Annotated in this window: 13 protein-coding genes; 4 read left to right on the forward strand and 9 right to left on the reverse strand. The window is 75.7% G+C overall.

All coding sequences use genetic code 11. The features are described from left to right. From smc to dhaK, 6 genes are all read right to left on the reverse strand, one after another. A partial coding sequence (smc, locus tag CS2_RS09070; protein ID WP_070319727.1) for a chromosome segregation protein SMC occupies positions 1-2,423 on the reverse strand: 2,423 nt, incomplete at its 3' end. Between the two features lie 82 nt (positions 2,424-2,505). Beyond that, positions 2,506-2,940: a nucleoside-diphosphate kinase gene (ndk, locus tag CS2_RS09075; RefSeq protein ID WP_070319728.1), complete on the reverse strand. Its 435-nt coding sequence runs from the start codon at positions 2,938-2,940 to the stop codon at positions 2,506-2,508. Positions 2,941-2,987: 47 nt separating this feature from the next. Beyond that, positions 2,988-3,386, reverse strand: coding sequence for a DUF4233 domain-containing protein (locus tag CS2_RS09080; protein ID WP_046528082.1), 399 nt, complete (start codon positions 3,384-3,386; stop codon positions 2,988-2,990). 40 nt (positions 3,387-3,426) lie between these two features. Continuing rightward, entirely contained in the window at positions 3,427-4,146 is a 720-nt protein-coding gene (gene dhaM / locus CS2_RS09085) for a dihydroxyacetone kinase phosphoryl donor subunit DhaM (protein WP_070319729.1), read from the reverse strand. A 76-nt stretch (positions 4,147-4,222) separates the two neighbouring features. Beyond that, positions 4,223-4,864 carry a dihydroxyacetone kinase subunit DhaL gene (gene dhaL / locus CS2_RS09090; protein WP_046528080.1) on the reverse strand — a complete coding sequence of 214 codons (642 nt, stop codon included), beginning with the start codon at positions 4,862-4,864 and terminating at the stop codon, positions 4,223-4,225. 31 nt (positions 4,865-4,895) lie between these two features. Continuing rightward, positions 4,896-5,891: a dihydroxyacetone kinase subunit DhaK gene (gene dhaK, locus CS2_RS09095; protein WP_070319730.1), complete on the reverse strand. Its 996-nt coding sequence runs from the start codon at positions 5,889-5,891 to the stop codon at positions 4,896-4,898. Positions 5,892-6,272: 381 nt separating this feature from the next. Between dhaK and CS2_RS09100 the strand changes: the two genes are divergently transcribed. The 4 genes from CS2_RS09100 to CS2_RS09115 are packed head-to-tail and all read left to right on the forward strand — an operon-like array spanning position 6,273 to position 12,574. Further along, a complete protein-coding gene (locus CS2_RS09100; RefSeq protein ID WP_070319731.1) occupies positions 6,273-7,634 on the forward strand; it encodes a beta-ketoacyl [acyl carrier protein] synthase domain-containing protein in 1,362 nt (453 codons plus the stop codon). After that, a complete protein-coding gene (locus CS2_RS09105; protein ID WP_070319732.1) occupies positions 7,627-10,965 on the forward strand; it encodes an aminotransferase class I/II-fold pyridoxal phosphate-dependent enzyme in 3,339 nt (1,112 codons plus the stop codon). Before CS2_RS09100 ends, CS2_RS09105 begins: the two co-directional genes overlap by 8 nt. Next, positions 10,962-11,606 carry a hypothetical protein gene (locus CS2_RS09110; RefSeq protein ID WP_070319733.1) on the forward strand — a complete coding sequence of 215 codons (645 nt, stop codon included), beginning with the start codon at positions 10,962-10,964 and terminating at the stop codon, positions 11,604-11,606. The genes CS2_RS09105 and CS2_RS09110 overlap by 4 nt, the downstream gene beginning before the upstream one ends. Continuing rightward, positions 11,603-12,574 (forward strand): NAD-dependent epimerase/dehydratase family protein, encoded by a 972-nt coding sequence (locus CS2_RS09115; RefSeq protein ID WP_070319734.1) that lies wholly within the window; start codon positions 11,603-11,605, stop codon positions 12,572-12,574. Before CS2_RS09110 ends, CS2_RS09115 begins: the two co-directional genes overlap by 4 nt. A gap of 125 nt (positions 12,575-12,699) precedes the next feature. Here CS2_RS09115 and CS2_RS09120 read toward each other — a convergent pair whose 3' ends face one another. The 3 genes from CS2_RS09120 to CS2_RS09135 are packed head-to-tail and all read right to left on the reverse strand — an operon-like array spanning position 12,700 to position 15,549. Further along, positions 12,700-13,950: a hypothetical protein gene (locus tag CS2_RS09120; RefSeq protein WP_070319735.1), complete on the reverse strand. Its 1,251-nt coding sequence runs from the start codon at positions 13,948-13,950 to the stop codon at positions 12,700-12,702. Continuing rightward, positions 13,947-14,969 carry a hypothetical protein gene (locus tag CS2_RS18815; protein WP_156442068.1) on the reverse strand — a complete coding sequence of 341 codons (1,023 nt, stop codon included), beginning with the start codon at positions 14,967-14,969 and terminating at the stop codon, positions 13,947-13,949. The genes CS2_RS09120 and CS2_RS18815 overlap by 4 nt, the downstream gene beginning before the upstream one ends. A 40-nt stretch (positions 14,970-15,009) precedes the next feature. Further along, positions 15,010-15,549 (reverse strand): hypothetical protein, encoded by a 540-nt coding sequence (locus CS2_RS09135; RefSeq protein ID WP_070319738.1) that lies wholly within the window; start codon positions 15,547-15,549, stop codon positions 15,010-15,012. Between the last annotated feature and the right edge of the window lie 506 nt (positions 15,550-16,055).

The following is a 16,055-nucleotide window of genomic DNA, read 5'->3' on the forward strand; positions in this document are numbered from 1 at the left end:
GCCCGCGCGCGTTCCTCGCTCGTGCGCAGCGTCAGCCGCGCCTCGGTCTCGCGCGACCGCGCCGCCGTCGCCGCGGCCGCGTCGGCGTCGCGCCGCGCCGTCGCCTCGGCGATGGCCGCCTCGGCGTCCTCGGGCGCCTCCTGCACGGCCGCGAGCCGCGCCGTGAGCTCCGCGAGCGTCGCGTGGTCCTCGGCGAGGGTCGTGCCGGCCGCCTCGAGGGAGCGCTCGACGCGCTCGGCCTCGGCCCGTGCGGCCCGGGCCGCCGAGCCCAGGTGCCCCAGCTGCTCGGCGACGGCCGCGAGCGCCGCGTCGGACTCGTTGAGGCGGTCGAGCGTGTCGTCGACGGCCCGCTGCGCGGCGGCGCGCGCGTCGCGCGCCGCCGCGAGCTCGAAGCGCAGTCGCTCGGCGTCGGCCGTCGCGCGGGCCCCGACCTCGCGCGCGGTCTCGAGCGCGGCCTGCAGGTGCAGCGCGCTGGGCGCCGACGCCGACCCGCCCGAGGCGCGGTGGCGCGACAGCACGTCACCGGTCCGCGTCGCGACGACGACGTCCGGGTGCGCCACGAGGACCGCGCGCGCCGCGGCCAGGTCGTCGACCACCACGACGTCGGCGAGCAGCGCGTGCACGGCGTCCCGCACGACCGCGGGCGCCTGCACGAGGTCGACGGCGCGGTCCGCTCCGGGCGGCAGCTCGCGCGCCGCGGCCGCGGCCGGACCGGCGACCAGGAGCGCGGCACGGCCCGCGTCCTCCGTGCGCAGGTGCCGGATCGCGTCGACGGCCGCGTCGACCGACTCGACGGCGACGGCGTCGGCGAGCGCGCCGAGGGCGGCGACGACCGCCTCCTCGTCGCGCACGTCGACGCTCAGCAGGGCCGCGACCGAGCCGACGACGCCGGGCAGGCCCTCGGCGGCGAGCAGGGCGCCCGCACCGTCCTTGCGGGACAACGAGAGCTCGAGGGTCTCGACGCGCGAGGCCTGCTGGTCACGCTCGCGCTCGGCCGCCCGCAGCGCCTCCTCGAGCGCGGTGACCCGCTCGACGGCGGCGTCGAGCGCCTCGACCGCGGCCTCGTGCTCGGCGTCGAGGCCCTCCTCGCCCTCCTCGACGCCCGCCACCTGCGTCTCGAGGGCCGCGAACTGCGTCGTGGCGTCCTGCGCGCGCTGCTCGGCCGCCGCGAGCGAGGACCGCAGGCGCCCGATCTCCGCCTCGGTGGCCTCGACGCGGCTGCGCCGTGCCGCGACCTGCCCCGCGAGCCGCGCGACGCCCTCGCGGCGGTCTGCCGCGGCGCGCTGCAGGTCGGCCAGCGCCTTCTCGCCCGCGGCCGCGGCACGCTCCGCGTCCTGGCGCGCGGCGGCCGCGGCCTCGACCGCGGCACGGGCCGTGTCGACCTCGCGCGCGAGCTCGGCCTCGGCCGTGCGCACGCGCTCGGCCTGCGCCTCGAGGTCGGCGGGGTCCTGGCCGCCGCCGCGCTCGGCGGTCGGTGTCCCCAGCAGGCGGGCCCGGTCGGCGGCGAGCGAGGCCGTGCCGCGCACGCGCTCGCGCAGCGCCGACAGCCGGTACCAGAGCTCGCTCGCCTCGCTGACCGCGGGAGCGGCCTCGGCGGCCTCACGCTCGAGCGCGGCGAGCCGCGTGCGCGCGTCGGCGAGCTGCACCTCGACCTGCTCGCGGCGCTCGCGCACGGCCGACTCGTCGGCGATCTCCTGCTCGAGGCGTGCGCGCAGCTGCGCGAGGTCGTCCGCGAGCAGCCGCGCCCGCGCGTCGCGCAGGTCGGTCTGCACCACGGCGGCCTTGCGCGCGACCTCCGCCTGCCGGCCGAGCGGCCCGAGCTGGCGTCGGATCTCGGCCGTGAGGTCGCCCAGGCGCGTGAGGTTGCCCTGCATCGCGTCGAGCTTGCGGAGCGCCTTCTCCTTGCGCTTGCGGTGCTTGAGGACGCCCGCGGCCTCCTCGACGAAGCCGCGGCGCTCCTCGGGCGTCGCGCGCAGCACGGCGTCGAGCTGGCCCTGCCCGACGATCACGTGCATCTCGCGGCCGAGGCCCGAGTCCGACAGCAGGTCCTGGATGTCGAGGAGCCGGCAGCCGCGCCCGTTGATCGCGTACTCCGAGCCGCCGTTGCGGAACAGCGTGCGCGAGATCGTGACCTCGGAGTACTCGATCGGGAGCGCGCCGTCGGCGTTGTCGATCGTGAGGGCGACCTCGGCGCGGCCGAGCGGCGGGCGGCCCGCCGTGCCGGCGAAGATGACGTCCTCCATCTTGCCGCCGCGCAGCGACTTGGCGCCCTGCTCCCCCATGACCCACGCGAGCGCGTCGACCACGTTCGACTTGCCGGAGCCGTTGGGCCCGACGACGCACGTGATGCCCGGCTCGAAGCTCAAGGTCGTCGCCGAGGCGAACGACTTGAACCCGCGCAGGGTCAGGGTCTTGAGGTGCACGGACGCAGCCTAGGCAACGCGCGGCACCGCGCGGCGCACGCGCGCCCCCGGGCGTGGCCCGGGGCGCGCGTGCGGACCGCCGTCAGAGCGCGGGGAACCAGAGCGTGATCTCGCGCGCCGCGGACTCCTCGCCGTCCGAGCCGTGCACGACGTTCTCGATGAGCTTGGTGCCCCAGTCGCGCGCGAGGTCGCCGCGGATCGTGCCGGGCGTCGCGACCGTCGGGTCGGTGGCGCCGGCGAGCGAGCGGAAGCCCTCGATCACGCGGTGCCCCTCGACCACGGCCGCGAGCACGGGGCCCGAGCGCATGAAGTCCACGAGGGCTCCGACGAACGGCTTGCCGGCGTGCTCGGCGTAGTGCTCGAGCAGCAGGGCCTCGTCGGCGTGCCGCAGCTCGACGGCGACGAGCGTGTAGCCCTTCGCCTCGATGCGACGCAGCACCTCGCCGACGTGCCCGCGTCGCACGCCGTCGGGCTTGACCAGGACGAGCGTGCGCTGCGGTGCGGGTGCGTCAGTCATGGGCGTCACCCTAACGGCGACCGGGCGCCGCCCGGGGGCCGCGTCCGTCAGGCGGGGGTGCCGCCGGGCGGGTGGGCGGCGTCCCACTCGGCGCGCTCGCGGTCGATGCGGCCGCCGAGGCGCAGCGCGACGAGCCACATGACCGCGAACACGCCGCCGACGACGAACATCATCGGCACCAGCACGCCGAAGCCGAGGACGGCGACCTGCGCGAGCGTGCCCGCGAGGTAGCCGCCGGGGCGTCCCACGTAGCCGGAGACGACGACCAGCGCGGCGCAGGTCACGCCGCCCAGGGTCCAGACCGTCGCCGGCGGGGCCACGCGCAGGCCGTACGCCACGAGGGTCGCGAAGAACACGAGGAACGCCTCGAGCAGGAGGGTCGCCTGCGTGAACTGCTGCTTCGCCGGTCGCTTGGGGCGCGGCGGAGCGGGCGGCTGCGTGCTCATCGCACCAGGCTAACGGCCGCGCGGGCGGGTCCCGCCCGGGTCAGACCTCGCCGAAGCCCGCCTCCACGTCCGCCACGAGCCGCGCGACGGCGTCGGACGCCTGCGGCCCCTGCGCGGTGATCGTCAGGACGTCGCCCTGCACCGCGCCGAGCTTCATGAGGTCGAGCACGCTCGCGGCGTTCACGCCGTCGACCTGCACGGCCGCGTCGTAGGGCGCGAGCATCCGCACGACGAGCGCGGCGGGCCGCGCGTGCAGGCCGAGCGGGTTGCGCAGTACGGCGGTCGCACGGACCTCGCCGTCCGGGGCCGTGCCGGACGCGACCGGGGCCGCGGGCTCGGACGCGCCGGAGGCCGCCCCGAAGGACGCCGCGGCGTCCTGGGCCGACGCGAGCACGGCCGCGAGGTCGGCGCGGCCGTGCGCCGTCACCGCGGCGGCGACCGCACCCTCGACGAACGGCGCGTCGGCGATCCGCACGCGCGCCGCGAGGTCGTCGTCGGCCAGCTCGAGCACCGACTCCGAGGTGAGCACCGCGGAGCCGAGGTCGGTGAGCACGACGGCCGCGCGTCCGTCGGCGGTCGCCTCGCGCAGCGCCGCGTCGACGCGGTCGAAGCTCGTGCCGAGCCCGCCGTCGTCGGTGCCGCCGGCGGGGACCACGAGCACGCGGGGCGCCATCTGCCCCGCGACCTGCGCAGCGCCCCGCGCGAGCTCGCGCGAGTGCGACACGAGCACCAGCGCCACGGGCGCCCACTCGTCGGTCACGCGTCCTGCCTCTCCGCACGACGCCCTCGTCGTGCCGTGGTGCGCCGCACCGGTCGGTGCGGACGGGGGGTGACGCTCAGTCGGCGTCGGCCGCGGCGGACGCCGCGGCCTCGAGGATGAGCTGCGTCGAGCGGGCGCCGGGGTCGAGGTGACCGACGGACCGGGGCCCGAGGTAGCTCGCGCGCCCCTTGGTGGCGACGAGCGGCACGGTGGCCTGCGCGCCGTCGCGCGCGCCGAGCGCGGCGGCCGCGAGCACGGCGGACGGCGGTGCGCCGTGGTCGGCGGCCTCGACGGCCGCGGCGACCGCGGGGGTCAGCGCGTCGACCATGGTCTTCTCGCCGGGTGCCGCCTTGCCGCGCGCGACGACGCCCTCGAGCGCCGCCTCGAGCATCGCGACGACGCCGTCGGCGCCGAGCGCGTCGGTCGCGCCCGCCTTCGAGGCCCGCAGGAACGCCGTGCCGTACAGCGGTCCCGCCGCACCCCCGACGGTCGACATCAGGGTCGTCGCGACGAGTCGCAGGACGTCGCCCACGGTCGCGGGCGGCGCGTCGAGCGCGTCGAGCTTGGCCACGACGGCGCGGAACCCGCGCTGCATGTTCTCGCCGTGGTCGCCGTCGCCGATCTGACGGTCGAGCTCGACGAGCTCGTCGCGGTGCTCGGCGACCGCCGCCGCGCTGCGGCGCACCCAGTCGACGGCCCACGCCGCGTCCAACGTCATCCCCCGACCTCCCGCTCTCCCCGGCCCCGTCTCACCAGCGCAGCGCGGTGGTGTGCACGGGCGCGTCCCACAGGGCGGTCAGCTCGTCGTCCAGACGGAGCACCGTGACCGACGCGCCCTGCATCTCCAGCGATGTCACGTAGTTGCCGACGAGCGAGCGGGTCACCTCGACCCCACGCCCGGAGAGCAACGCGCGAGCCCGACGATAGACGACGTAGAGCTCGGACGCCGGTGTGCCGCCCATACCGTTGACGAGCAGCAGCACGCGGTCGCCGGACGTGAGCGCGAGGTCGTCGGCGACGGGGGTCAGCAGCTTCTCGGTGAGCGCGTCGGCGCTCTCGAGGCCGACGCGCGCGCGGCCCGGCTCGCCGTGGATCCCGATGCCGATCTCGATCTCGTCGTCGGCGAGGTCGAACGAGGGCTTGCCGACGTGGGGCACGGTGCACGCCGTGAGCGCGAGGCCCATGGTGCGGACGTTGTCGACGACGCGCTGCGCGAGCGCCGCGACCGCGTCGAGGTCGTCGCCGCGCTCGGCCGCGGCGCCCGCGATCTTCTCGACCGCGACGGTGCCCGCGACGCCGCGACGGCCGGCCGTGTAGAGCGAGTCCTCGACCGCGACGTCGTCGTTGACGACGACCTGGCGGACGGTGACGCCGTCGGCGTCGGCGAGCTCGGCGGCGGTCTCGAAGTTGAGGACGTCGCCCGTGTAGTTCTTGACGATCGTCAGGACGCCGGCGCCGCCGTCGGCGGCCGCGATCGCGGGGGCGATCTGGTCGGGCGTGGGCGACGTGAACACCGCGCCGGGCACGGCGGCGTCGAGCATGCCGACGCCGACGAAGCCGGCGTGCAGCGGCTCGTGGCCGCTGCCGCCGCCGCTGACGAGCCCGACCTTGCCGGGCACGGCGCCGCCCGCGCGCGCGACGAACAGCGGGTCGGTGTGCACGGCCACGACGTCGGCGTGCGCGAGGCCGAACCCCTCGACGGACTCGGCGACGACGTCCTGCGGGTCGTTGATGAGCTTCTTCACTGCCCTGCCTCCCTCGCTCGGCGGCACGTGACGTGCCCGGACGCCGTCGTCCGCGGCTCCCACCTCACCCCGCGGCCCGGGCGGCGTCAACCGTGGGTCGACGGCGGGGGCGTGCACGTCCGTGCAGGCGTGCCGCGCTCGACGGGGCCACCGCGGCCCGCAGACCGGCGCAGGGACCTTCGTCACTGCCGCGCGGCGCGTCCGACAATCTATTGTTCACCCCTCGCAATTTGTCGGCGTCGACATTTCGTGGCGTCACCCACAATACCGGCGGACGCACCGGGTGACGTCACGATGAATTGTCGCCGAAGTAATGACAATTCCGGCATCCCGCTGCTACTGTGCGATACACGGTGTATCGATGCAGGTCAGGGGGGCCTCATGACGATGGACACGCTCATCGCCGTCACGGCGGCGGCGGCACGGAGCGCCGGGGCCGACGATCTCGACGAGTTCGACAACCTCGTGCAGTGCGCGGTGCCGCAGTTCTGCGAGATCCCGGCGGACCGCTGGCCGGAACGCACCGACGCCGCCGAGCGCTCCCGCCGCGCCGGTGCGCACGTCATGGCGCCGCTCGCCGACCCGTACGCGTTCGATGCGCGCCGCCACGGCGTGCCGGCCGCGCGGGCGCGGCGCATGGACCCGCAGCAGCGCCTGGTCCTCGGCCTCGCCGCCGAGCTGTTCGCGCGCGCCCGCACCGACGTGCGTCGGCCCGGCGCACGGGTCGCGACGGTCGTCGGCGTCAGCTCGACCGACTACCGCGCGGTCAGCACGGCCCCGCTGCTCGCGACCATGACGGTCGACGGCGCGCTCGGCACGGGCGACGCCGCGCAGCGCGCGGCCGTGCACGCCGCCGGGGCGCGCGCCGTGCAGCCCATGACCGGGCACACCATGCCCGGCGTCCTCGCCAACATGGTGCCCGCCGCGGTGCAGCACTCGTTCGACCTGCGCGGCCCGGCGTTCGCGGTGGACTCGGCGTGCGCGTCGGGGCTCACCGCGCTCGACGTCGGCCGCGCGCTGCTCCTCACGGGCGCGGTCGACGCGTGCGTCGTCGGCGGCGTGTACACCGCGCTCACGCCCGAGGCCCACGCGGGGTTCTCCGCGATCGGTGCGCTGTCCCCGTCCGGGGCCTGCCGGCCCTACACGCGCGCCGCCGACGGGTTCGTGCTCGGCGAGGGCGGCGCGCTGCTGCTGCTGCGGCGCCTCGCGGACGCCGAGCGCGACGGCGACGACGTGCTCGCGGTCGTCGAGGCCTGCGGCAGCAGCAACGATGGCCGCGCCCCCGGGGTCATGACCCCCACGGTCGAGGGGCAGGTCGCGGCCGTGCGGGCCGCGCGCGGCGACCTGCCGGCCGGTCGCGTGGACGCGGTGGAGGGGCACGGCACGGCGACGGTCGTCGGCGACCGCACCGAGCTCGAGACGCTGCGCGAGGTCCTGCCCGACGCGCCCGCGGGCAGCGTGCCGCTCGGCTCGGTCAAGGCCGTCGTCGGCCACACCATGGCCGCGTCGGCGGCGCTCGCGCTCGTCAAGGTCGTGCTCGCGCTCCGGCGGGGGCGGTGGGCGCCGCAGCCCGAGGACGACGCCGGGTGGCACCCGCTGCTCGACGGCTCCCCGTTCGTCGTGCCGACGCCGGCCGACGAGGCCGCCCCCGTCCGCCGGGCCGCGGTCAACGCGTTCGGCTTCGGCGGCACCGACGCGCACGCCGTGCTCGCGCACCCCGAGGTGGTGGTCCGCCGTGGCTGACGTCGTCCCGGTCCTGCTGTCCGCGCCCGACGCCGCCGCGCTGCGGCAGCGCGCCGCACGCCTGCACGACGCCCTGGCCCGGCCCGACGCGCCGACGTCGTTCGGCGTCGGCGACGTCGCGGCGCGCTGCGCGCTCGTCCCGCCCGGGCCGCACCGCGCGGTCGTGCTCGCCGCCGACCTGCCGACGCTGCTCGCGGGGCTGCGCGCGGTGCGCGACGACACCGTGTCGCCGGACGCGTCCCCCACGACGCACGCCGTCGCGGTCCGCCGCGTCACCGGCCCCGGCCGCGCGCTGCTGCTCTACCCCGGGCAGGGCAGCCAGCGCACGGGCGAGCACGCGGCCCTCGCACGGCTGCTGCCGACCTACGCGGCCCACGTGCGCCGCCTCGAGGACCGGCTCGCGGAGCGGCTCGACGGTCCGCCGCTGCGTCCGCACCTGTCCGACGCGTGGGCGTCCGGCGTCACCGACCCGGGCGTCGACGACACCGCCGTCGCGCAGCCGCTGCTCACCGTGACCGCGCTCGCGACGACCGCCGCGCTCGCCGAGCTCGGCGTGCGGCCGGCCGTCGCGCTCGGGCACTCCGTCGGTGAGCTCGGCGCGCTGCACGCCGCGGGGCTGCTCGACGAGGACACCGTGCTCGACGTGGTCGCCGCGCGCGTCGCGTGCATGCGCACCGGTGCACCGGACACCGGGATGCTCGCGGTGCGCGCCGGGCTCGACGCGCTCGCACCGCTCGTCGCGCAGTCCCCCGGCGTGCACGTCGCGTGCGACAACGGCCCGCGGCAGGTCGTGCTCGGCGGGCCGCTGACGGCGCTGTGCGCGCTCGCCGCGCGGCTCGAGGCGGCCGGCACGGCGTCGACGCCGCTCGCGACCGCGGGCGCGTTCCACACGCCGCACTACGCGCACGCCGACCGCGCGATGCGCTCCCGGCTCGCGGCCCTGCGCCGCCCCGCGGCGCGCGTCACCGGGGCGACGTGCGTGTCGTCCGTGACGGGCGCGGCGGTCGAGGACGTCGAGCAGGCCTTCGCGGGCCTCGGCCGCCAGATCGCCGGGACCGTGCGCTTCCGCGAGGCCGTGCGCACCGCGGTCGCGCTCCCGCACGACGTGGTCGTGCAGGTCAGCGGCGGCGGCTCGCTGCTGCGGACGTTCCACGAGATCGACCCCGACCGGGCGGCGCGCGCCGTCGGGCTCGGGGGCCCCGACGGCTCGACGTCGACGGCGCTCGCCGCGCTCGCCGAGCTCGTCCTCACCGTGCCGGACGTCCGGGCGCACGTCGTGCTCGGACGCCTCGGGACGGCCAGCAGGTGCCCACGGACCGACGAAGGACGGGAGACCGTCGTGCTGCACGGAACACCCACCACCCCCACCACGGACGAACCGGCGCCTCTCGCGCCGGCCGCCGACCACCCGCTGGCCGCGGACCGGCTGCCCGGCCCGGCCCCGGTACCGGGCTCGCCGCTCGGCGTGCCGGGCGGCACGGAGCTGCTCGCGCTGTTCGGCGCCCAGGTCGCCGTGCTCGCCCAGGCGCTCGCGCGACCGCAGGGCGGCGCACCCACCGACGTCGTGCTGCCCGTAGCACCCGTCGCCGCGGCGCTCGCACCCCCGACGCCGGCCCCGGCGGCGCTGGTCCCCGGGCCGCGCCCCGCACCCGAGCCCGTCACGCCGGCGCTCTCGCCGGCCAGGGTGGCCGACGAGGTCCGCGCGTGCGTCGCCGAGATCGGCGGCTACGCGCCGGACGACGTGCGCGGCGACGCCCGGCTCGGCACCGACCTCGGGCTCGACTCGCTCATGATGACGACGGTCGCCGCACGGCTCACGCGCGACCACCCCGCCTGGCGACCGACCGCGGAGGACATGCGGACGCTCCTGACCGTCGACGACGTCGCGCGCGCCGTGGTCGACGCCGAGCGCGGCAGGGCGCCCGCGGACCCGGTGGCACCAGCTGCCACGGCACCGGCGGCGTCGCCGCGCACCGCCGCGTCCGGGGACGACGCCGCGCCGACCCCCCGGGGCGGCACGGTCACCGCGGCGGCCGCACCTCCCGTGGCCGCCGCACCTCCCGTGGCGGCCGCACCTCCCGTGGCGGCCGCACCTCCCGTTCCGGACCGCGGCCGTCTCACCGAGCTGCCCGAGGTGCGCGCGACCACGGCCCGGCTCACCGACGCGGCGGCCGGCGGCGGCCTGCCGTACTACCTGCCGCACGACGGCCGGATCTCCGCGACGACGAGCGTCGGAGGCCGCGAGCTGGTCTCGTTCAGCTCGTACAACTACCTCGGGCTCACCGGCCACCCCCGCGTCGTCGCGGCGGCGCAGGAGGCCGTCGAGCGGTACGGCACGTCCGTCTCCGCGGCGCGCATCCTGTCCGGCCACCGCCCGCTGCACGACGACCTGGAGCACGCGATCGCCGGGCTGCTCGGCACGCAGGACGCGGTCGTGCTGGTCGGCGGGCACGCGACCAACGCCGGTGTCGTGCCGCACCTGTACGGCCCCGACGACCTGGTCGTGCACGACGCGCTCGTGCACGACTCGGTGCAGCAGGGCATCGCGGCGTCGGGCGCCACGCGGCACGCCGTGCCGCACGGGCGTGCCGACCTCGTCGAGGAGGCCCTGCGCGCGCGGCGGCACCGGTTCCGCCGCGTGCTCGTGGTCACCGAGGGCGTCTTCAGCATGGACGGCGACCTGCCCGACCTGCCGGCGCTCGTCGCGTCGGCGCGGCGCCACGGCGCGCACCTCATGGTCGACGAGGCGCACAGCGTCGGCGTGCTCGGTGCGCACGGCGGCGGGGTGTGCGAGGAGCTGGGCGTCGACCCGGCGGACGTCGACCTCCTCATGGGCACGCTGTCCAAGAGCCTGTCGTCGTGCGGCGGGTATCTCGCGGGGCACCGCGACCTCGTGCAGCACCTGCGGTACACGCTGTCGGCGCTCGTGTTCAGCGCGGGCCTCACGCCCGCGAACACGGCCGCGTCGCTCGCGGCGATCCAGGTGATGCGCGACGAGCCCGAGCGGCTCGCGCGGCTGCGTGCCAACGCGCAGCACTTCCTCGCGGGCGCCCGCGCCCGCGGGCTCGACGTAGGCCCCGCCGTCGGCGTGCCGGTCGTCCCGGTCGTCGTCGGCGACTCGGCCGCCGCCGTCGAGGTCGCGCGCCGGCTCGCCGAGGAGGGCGTGAGCGCCAACCCGATCGTGTTCCCCGCGGTGCCCGACGCGCAGGCACGCCTGCGCTTCTTCCTCACGAGCGAGCACACGGTCGAGCATCTCGACCACGCGCTCGACGCCACCGCCCGGAGCCTGGCCGCCGCCGGGGTCCGCACGTCCGAGCGGGTGCCGGCGTGAGCGCCGCGGTGGTGCACGCGACCGGCGCCGACGTGCAGCTGCTGTCCCTCACGGCGACGGCCGACTGGCGGGCCCACCCCGACGTGCGCGCAGCCGTCGCCGCGGCCGCGCTGGCCGCCGGCGCCGAGCCCGGACCGGCGCTCGACGAGGTCGTGGCAGCCGTCCTCTCCCCCGCGCGCTACGTGCACGCCGTCGCCGGCGCGTGCGTCGGGGTGTCGGCGTCGCACGAGGCCGGCCGGACCTACGTCGCCGTCGCGCCCGCCGCGGTCGTGGTCGACGCGTGCGCGATGGACCGGTGGGCGCAGGTCACGACGGCCGGGTCGCGCGCGTTCACCGCCGCCGAGCGGGCCGCGGTGCGGACGCCGTGGGACGCGGTGCGCGCGTGGACCGCGCTCGAGTGCGCCGTCAAGGCGGGCGGTGCGGACCTGCTGCGACCGGACGACCGCGCGCCGCTGCTCGTGCCCGGTGCGCACGGCGTGCCCGTCGTGCCGGGCGAGGGCGTGGGGCTGCACCTCGTGCACCACGCGGGGCGCCTGCGCGCGGTGTGCGTGCGCGTCGCGGTGGCCGTCGGCGTGCGCGTGCCCGCGCCCCGACCCGCACCCGACCAGGCGGCGCTCGCGCTCGCGGCGGTGCCGGCATGAGCGCCGCGCCGACGGCCGTCCTGGGCGCGTCGGGTCAGGTCGGGCGGCTCGTGCTCGACGCGCTCGTCGCGGCCGGGCACGAGGCCGTCGCGGTCGGTCGCACCGCCCCACGCGACGCGCCCGCCGGCGTCACGGTGCGCGTCGTCCCGTCCTACGACGGCGGTGCGCTGACCGACGCGCTCACGGGGTGCGGCGCGGTCGTCGCGACCCTCGGCCTGCCGTACCGGTCGACGGTCTGGGCCGCGCAGTGGGCGCCGCTCGTGGCGGCCGTGACCGCCGCGTGCCGCGGCACAGGGCTGCCGCTGACGTTCCTCGACAACGTGTACGTCTACGGCGACGCACGCGAGCCGCTGCGCGAAACGACGCCGCTGCGCCCGTGCAGCCGCAAGGGCGAGGCGCGGCTCGCGGGGTGGCACGTGCTCGCGGCGCACGCCGACGCGGGCCACGACGTGGTCGTCTGCCGCGCCGCGGACTTCCTCGGCCCGGGCGCGTCGCTCGGGATCGTGCCGTGGCCGGCGGTCGTCGCGGCGGCCGGCGCCGGTCGCCCGGCGCTGCCGTGGCTCGGGGACCCCGACGCGCCCCACTCGTTCGCGCTCACGACCGAGGTCGCGGCCGCGCTCGTGCAGGTCGCGCTCGACCCCAGCATGCGGACCGACACCGTGCTGCACCTGCCGGCCGTCGAGCCGACGACGGGCCGCGCGCTCGCCGACGCGCTCGGCCGCGTGCGCACCGACGGCCGCACCGTGCGCCTGCGTGCGCTGCGCTCCCCGGTCGTGCGTGCCGCGGCCCTCGTCAACGGTGCGGCGCGCGAGCAGGCCGAGATGATGTACCAGGTCGAGCACGAGCAGCTCGTGGACGACTCGGTGGTGCGCGCGCTGGGCTGGTCGGCCCCGCGCACGACCGTCGCCGACGTCGCCGCGCTCGCGCACGCACGCGCCGAGCGGGACGCCCGCGTCAGTCGACCGTGAATGCATGCTCGTCGAGCCGGACGCCCAGCACGATGACGTCTCGCTGACGTCCTGCCCGGCCGCGAGCGGCCGTGGGCCTGCCGGGGCGGTGATCGCCCGTCCCCATCAGAAGCGGGGACGGACGATCACACGTCGCGGCCGATCACCTGCCCGACAGGAGCCCATGTCGCGGCGAACCCCTCCGGGGCGACGGGGTCATCCACGGCGTGCGAGACACACACGGTCGCCGACGTCACGGGCGCGCGCTGGCCGGTCTCGGCAACATCGCTGCAGGGGCGGTGCATCGCGTCGAGCACCTCACGGACGACGTCCGCGCCAGGTGGTGGAGTCCACGGACCGTAGGCGACGCAGACCTCGTCCAAGTAGGCCAGGTAGGCCGGGGAGATGTCGTTCTCGCCGTACCGCATCCATGTCAGGTCCGCCAGCGACCCGATGAGGCTCGGGTCTCCACCGTCCTCGAGCAAGGCAACCACACCGAGCTGCTGGGTCTCGGCATGCTGATAGGTCAGCGCGATCGCGGCTGCACCGAGATCCGTACCGGTCACAGGAGTCGACCGGCCGTCGATCTCGACCGCCGCGAGGCCAGCGGCACGCGCCGTCACCCTCGCGCTGAGATCGGCCAGCGAACCACCAGCGACCCGAGCGGCCATCTGCCAGACGCCGTTGGCTCGTGTCGCCAGGTACTGGTCACCGCTGATGTGGACGGGCGCAGGGTTCGCCAGAGCAGCCCACTGAAAACGGCCCGCATCGTACAGGAACCGGTGAGCGCCGAAGGACACACCGACGAATCCCTCGTACGACAACCCTTCCTGCGCAGCGATCGAGTCCAGCACCTCCGCGTACGCCTGCGGGGTCCAGCCCCACTGACCGTCGGCGACTTCGCACGGCCCGACGAGGTCACCGGGCTGTGTGCCCCTGTGCGTAGCGGTGAACCACGCCCGAAGGGCCTGACGGCAAGTCTCGGGCAACTGCCGGGTCACCCAGGGCTCCTCGACGAGCACGAGCGGCCTGTCCTCCAGGGCGGCCTGCAGGTGGTCGTCGATGACGTCGGGCCACTGCGCCCCCAGGATCGACAGGCCCGGGCCGCCGGGATCGACGACAACCGCGCGGTCGAGCTGGGCGTCGTCGGACTTCAGGACGACGTACCGGATCTGCGAGCCGTTGCTGAGGCGAACAGAGCGGCACCCTTCCCGGCTGCTGGCCTCGCACGGGTCAGCGCTCGTCGATGAATTCGCGGCGACTGTCGGTGGGTCCGTGGACGCATCCGCGCGTGTGGGCCAAAGGCTGCGGGCGGTAAGCGCGAGCCCGGCGACAAGAACGAGGACCGCAGCGAGGGCGAGCCAACCGGCTCGCCCTCGCAGGTGGGACAGGTTCACCAGGTCGAGTCCTTGCGCAGGTTGCCGTCGCAGGACAGGTAGGTGGCACCGCAGAACTTCACGTACGTGTAGTCCGCGAGGTACGCCGTCTTGTTCTTGAACGTGTCGACGACCATGCCGAAGTCGGCCCCCTTGGACCGGCCGTTGTAGATCGCGCCCTGGTCGTAGATGACGCCCATCGTGGTGCCGTTCGGGATCGGCGTCAGGTCCGAGCACTGCTGGATCGGGATGCTGATCGAGAACCCGGACGCTGAGAACCCGAACGTGCCGCCGCCTGCGCACACGTTCTGACCGGCCTTCGGCCAGTAGTTGCTCATCGTGGCGATGCTCGTGTTGTTCTTGTGCGGACGCGAGCGAATGTCGATCTGCGTGGGTGTCCACGCGTTGCTGGCACCCGTCGCGGTGGCCCAGCGACCGTAGTAGAAGTGGTCGCGCGTCGAGCTGTTCTGCTGGAGCTTGTACTTCTCGAAGCACGTGGTGGCGGTGCCACCGGTCGTGGTCGTGGACACACAGTTTCCGTTGAGCTTGGTGCCACCCGAGGCACCGTACCCCTGGCCCAGTCCGGCGCCCGAGCTCAACGCCACGACCCCCTGGGCGTCCGCTGCCTGCTCTCCGTTGGTCTTGATCGCCACGCCCTGCCCCTGCGGCTCAACAGACGTCTCGTCGTACAGGGTGTCCACGACGACGCTGTCCAGCGCCAGTGCTGCATCCCAGGTGACGGCCGTGTCCCCGACGGTGGCCGTGAGCGTGGCGGCGGCGTCGACGAGGCGACCCGAGCGAGCCTGCGACTCGGTGTACGCGTTACGCGAGGACTGGTCGGCCTGGGTCGAGACGCCGGCAGCGGCGTTGAGCGTCGCGAAGTCGATGACCTGGGTGTCGACGGTGACACCCGGGTCGAGCTCGTCGCCGGCGGTCGCGTTGGCGGCGCTGGCTCCCGCTGCCAGGACTTGAGATCGCGGCGAGCGACGCGAACGCTGTGCGCGCTGTGGATCTGACGAACATGTACTGCCCCCTTGCATCTGGTGTTGCGGTGACCCTCGCGCTGTTCGCGAGGGAGTTCTAGGACGGGCGCTTGGCGTCCTTCGCGAGGTCGATGATCCAGGCGGGCAGGTCCCCGGTCTGCAGAGGCACCGACTGCCAGTACGCGCGGACGAAATCGAGCTCGGCAGCGGTGAAGCCCTCGTTCTCGGCGACCTGCAGGTCGAGCGGCACGAGCGCGACCGTGACGGTGCGGTCACCGCTGCGCTCGGTACGAAGAACCTCGACCCCGTCGTTCCTGCAGCCGGAGTTGGTGGTGTCAGCCCCGACGTTGCAGATGACGACGTTGCGGTTGCGCTGCTGGAACCACGCCTCGTGCTGCGTGCGCTCGATGGTCACGTAACTCAGGCTCGTCATGTACGGCGGCGGCACCTGGGGAACGGTGGCGTCCGCCGGGAAGCGGCTGGCCGCGTCGGCGTTGATCTGCTCCTGAGGCTGCAGGACGGGCTCGGTGTTCCAGACGTCGATCGGCAGCAAGACGCCGATGCCGAACCCGCCGAGAACTAGCGCGAGGGCGGCAGCAAGGAGGGTTCGCCAGCTCGACGGTGAACCTGCGCGCACGGGTTGCTCCTGTGGTTGTTGTGCTTGTGACAGCGGCAACCTAGCGCCTGACGGGGATGTGGCTTGGGCAAACGCACGGACTGTTTGCGCGCTCTTTGCTCGACGAGGGGTCTTTCGCGCGGGGGTGTCTGGTGGTATCGCGCGCGCAGGGACGCCGGTGATACATGCCCTGAAGCGCACAGTTGCCGGCTCGCTCGTGCGTGTCCGTTCTGCGCGGTTCGCCGTGCACCGCGCAACTGGCGCCCTGGCGCGCGGGGCGCTCTGATGTCGACGTCCTTCTTCGCCCCCGCTCCCCCTGCTAGCCCGTGGCACCGGAGCGAGTCATCGAGATCGAGCCTCGAGCGAGGTATCAATCCTGCGATCCCAGCGCACCCGCGTGCGAGAGCGGGTGAAGAGGACCCCTTCCCTACCCCGACGTGCGCACCATGACCACAAGATCGACGCCGCTGTTGGTCAGGCGCGGTCGGCGCAACGGCCGCGACCCTCACGATGACCACTGAGGGCCC

The organism is Cellulomonas iranensis NBRC 101100 = JCM 18110, assembly GCF_001552375.1.
GTDB lineage: Bacteria > Actinomycetota > Actinomycetes > Actinomycetales > Cellulomonadaceae > Cellulomonas > Cellulomonas iranensis.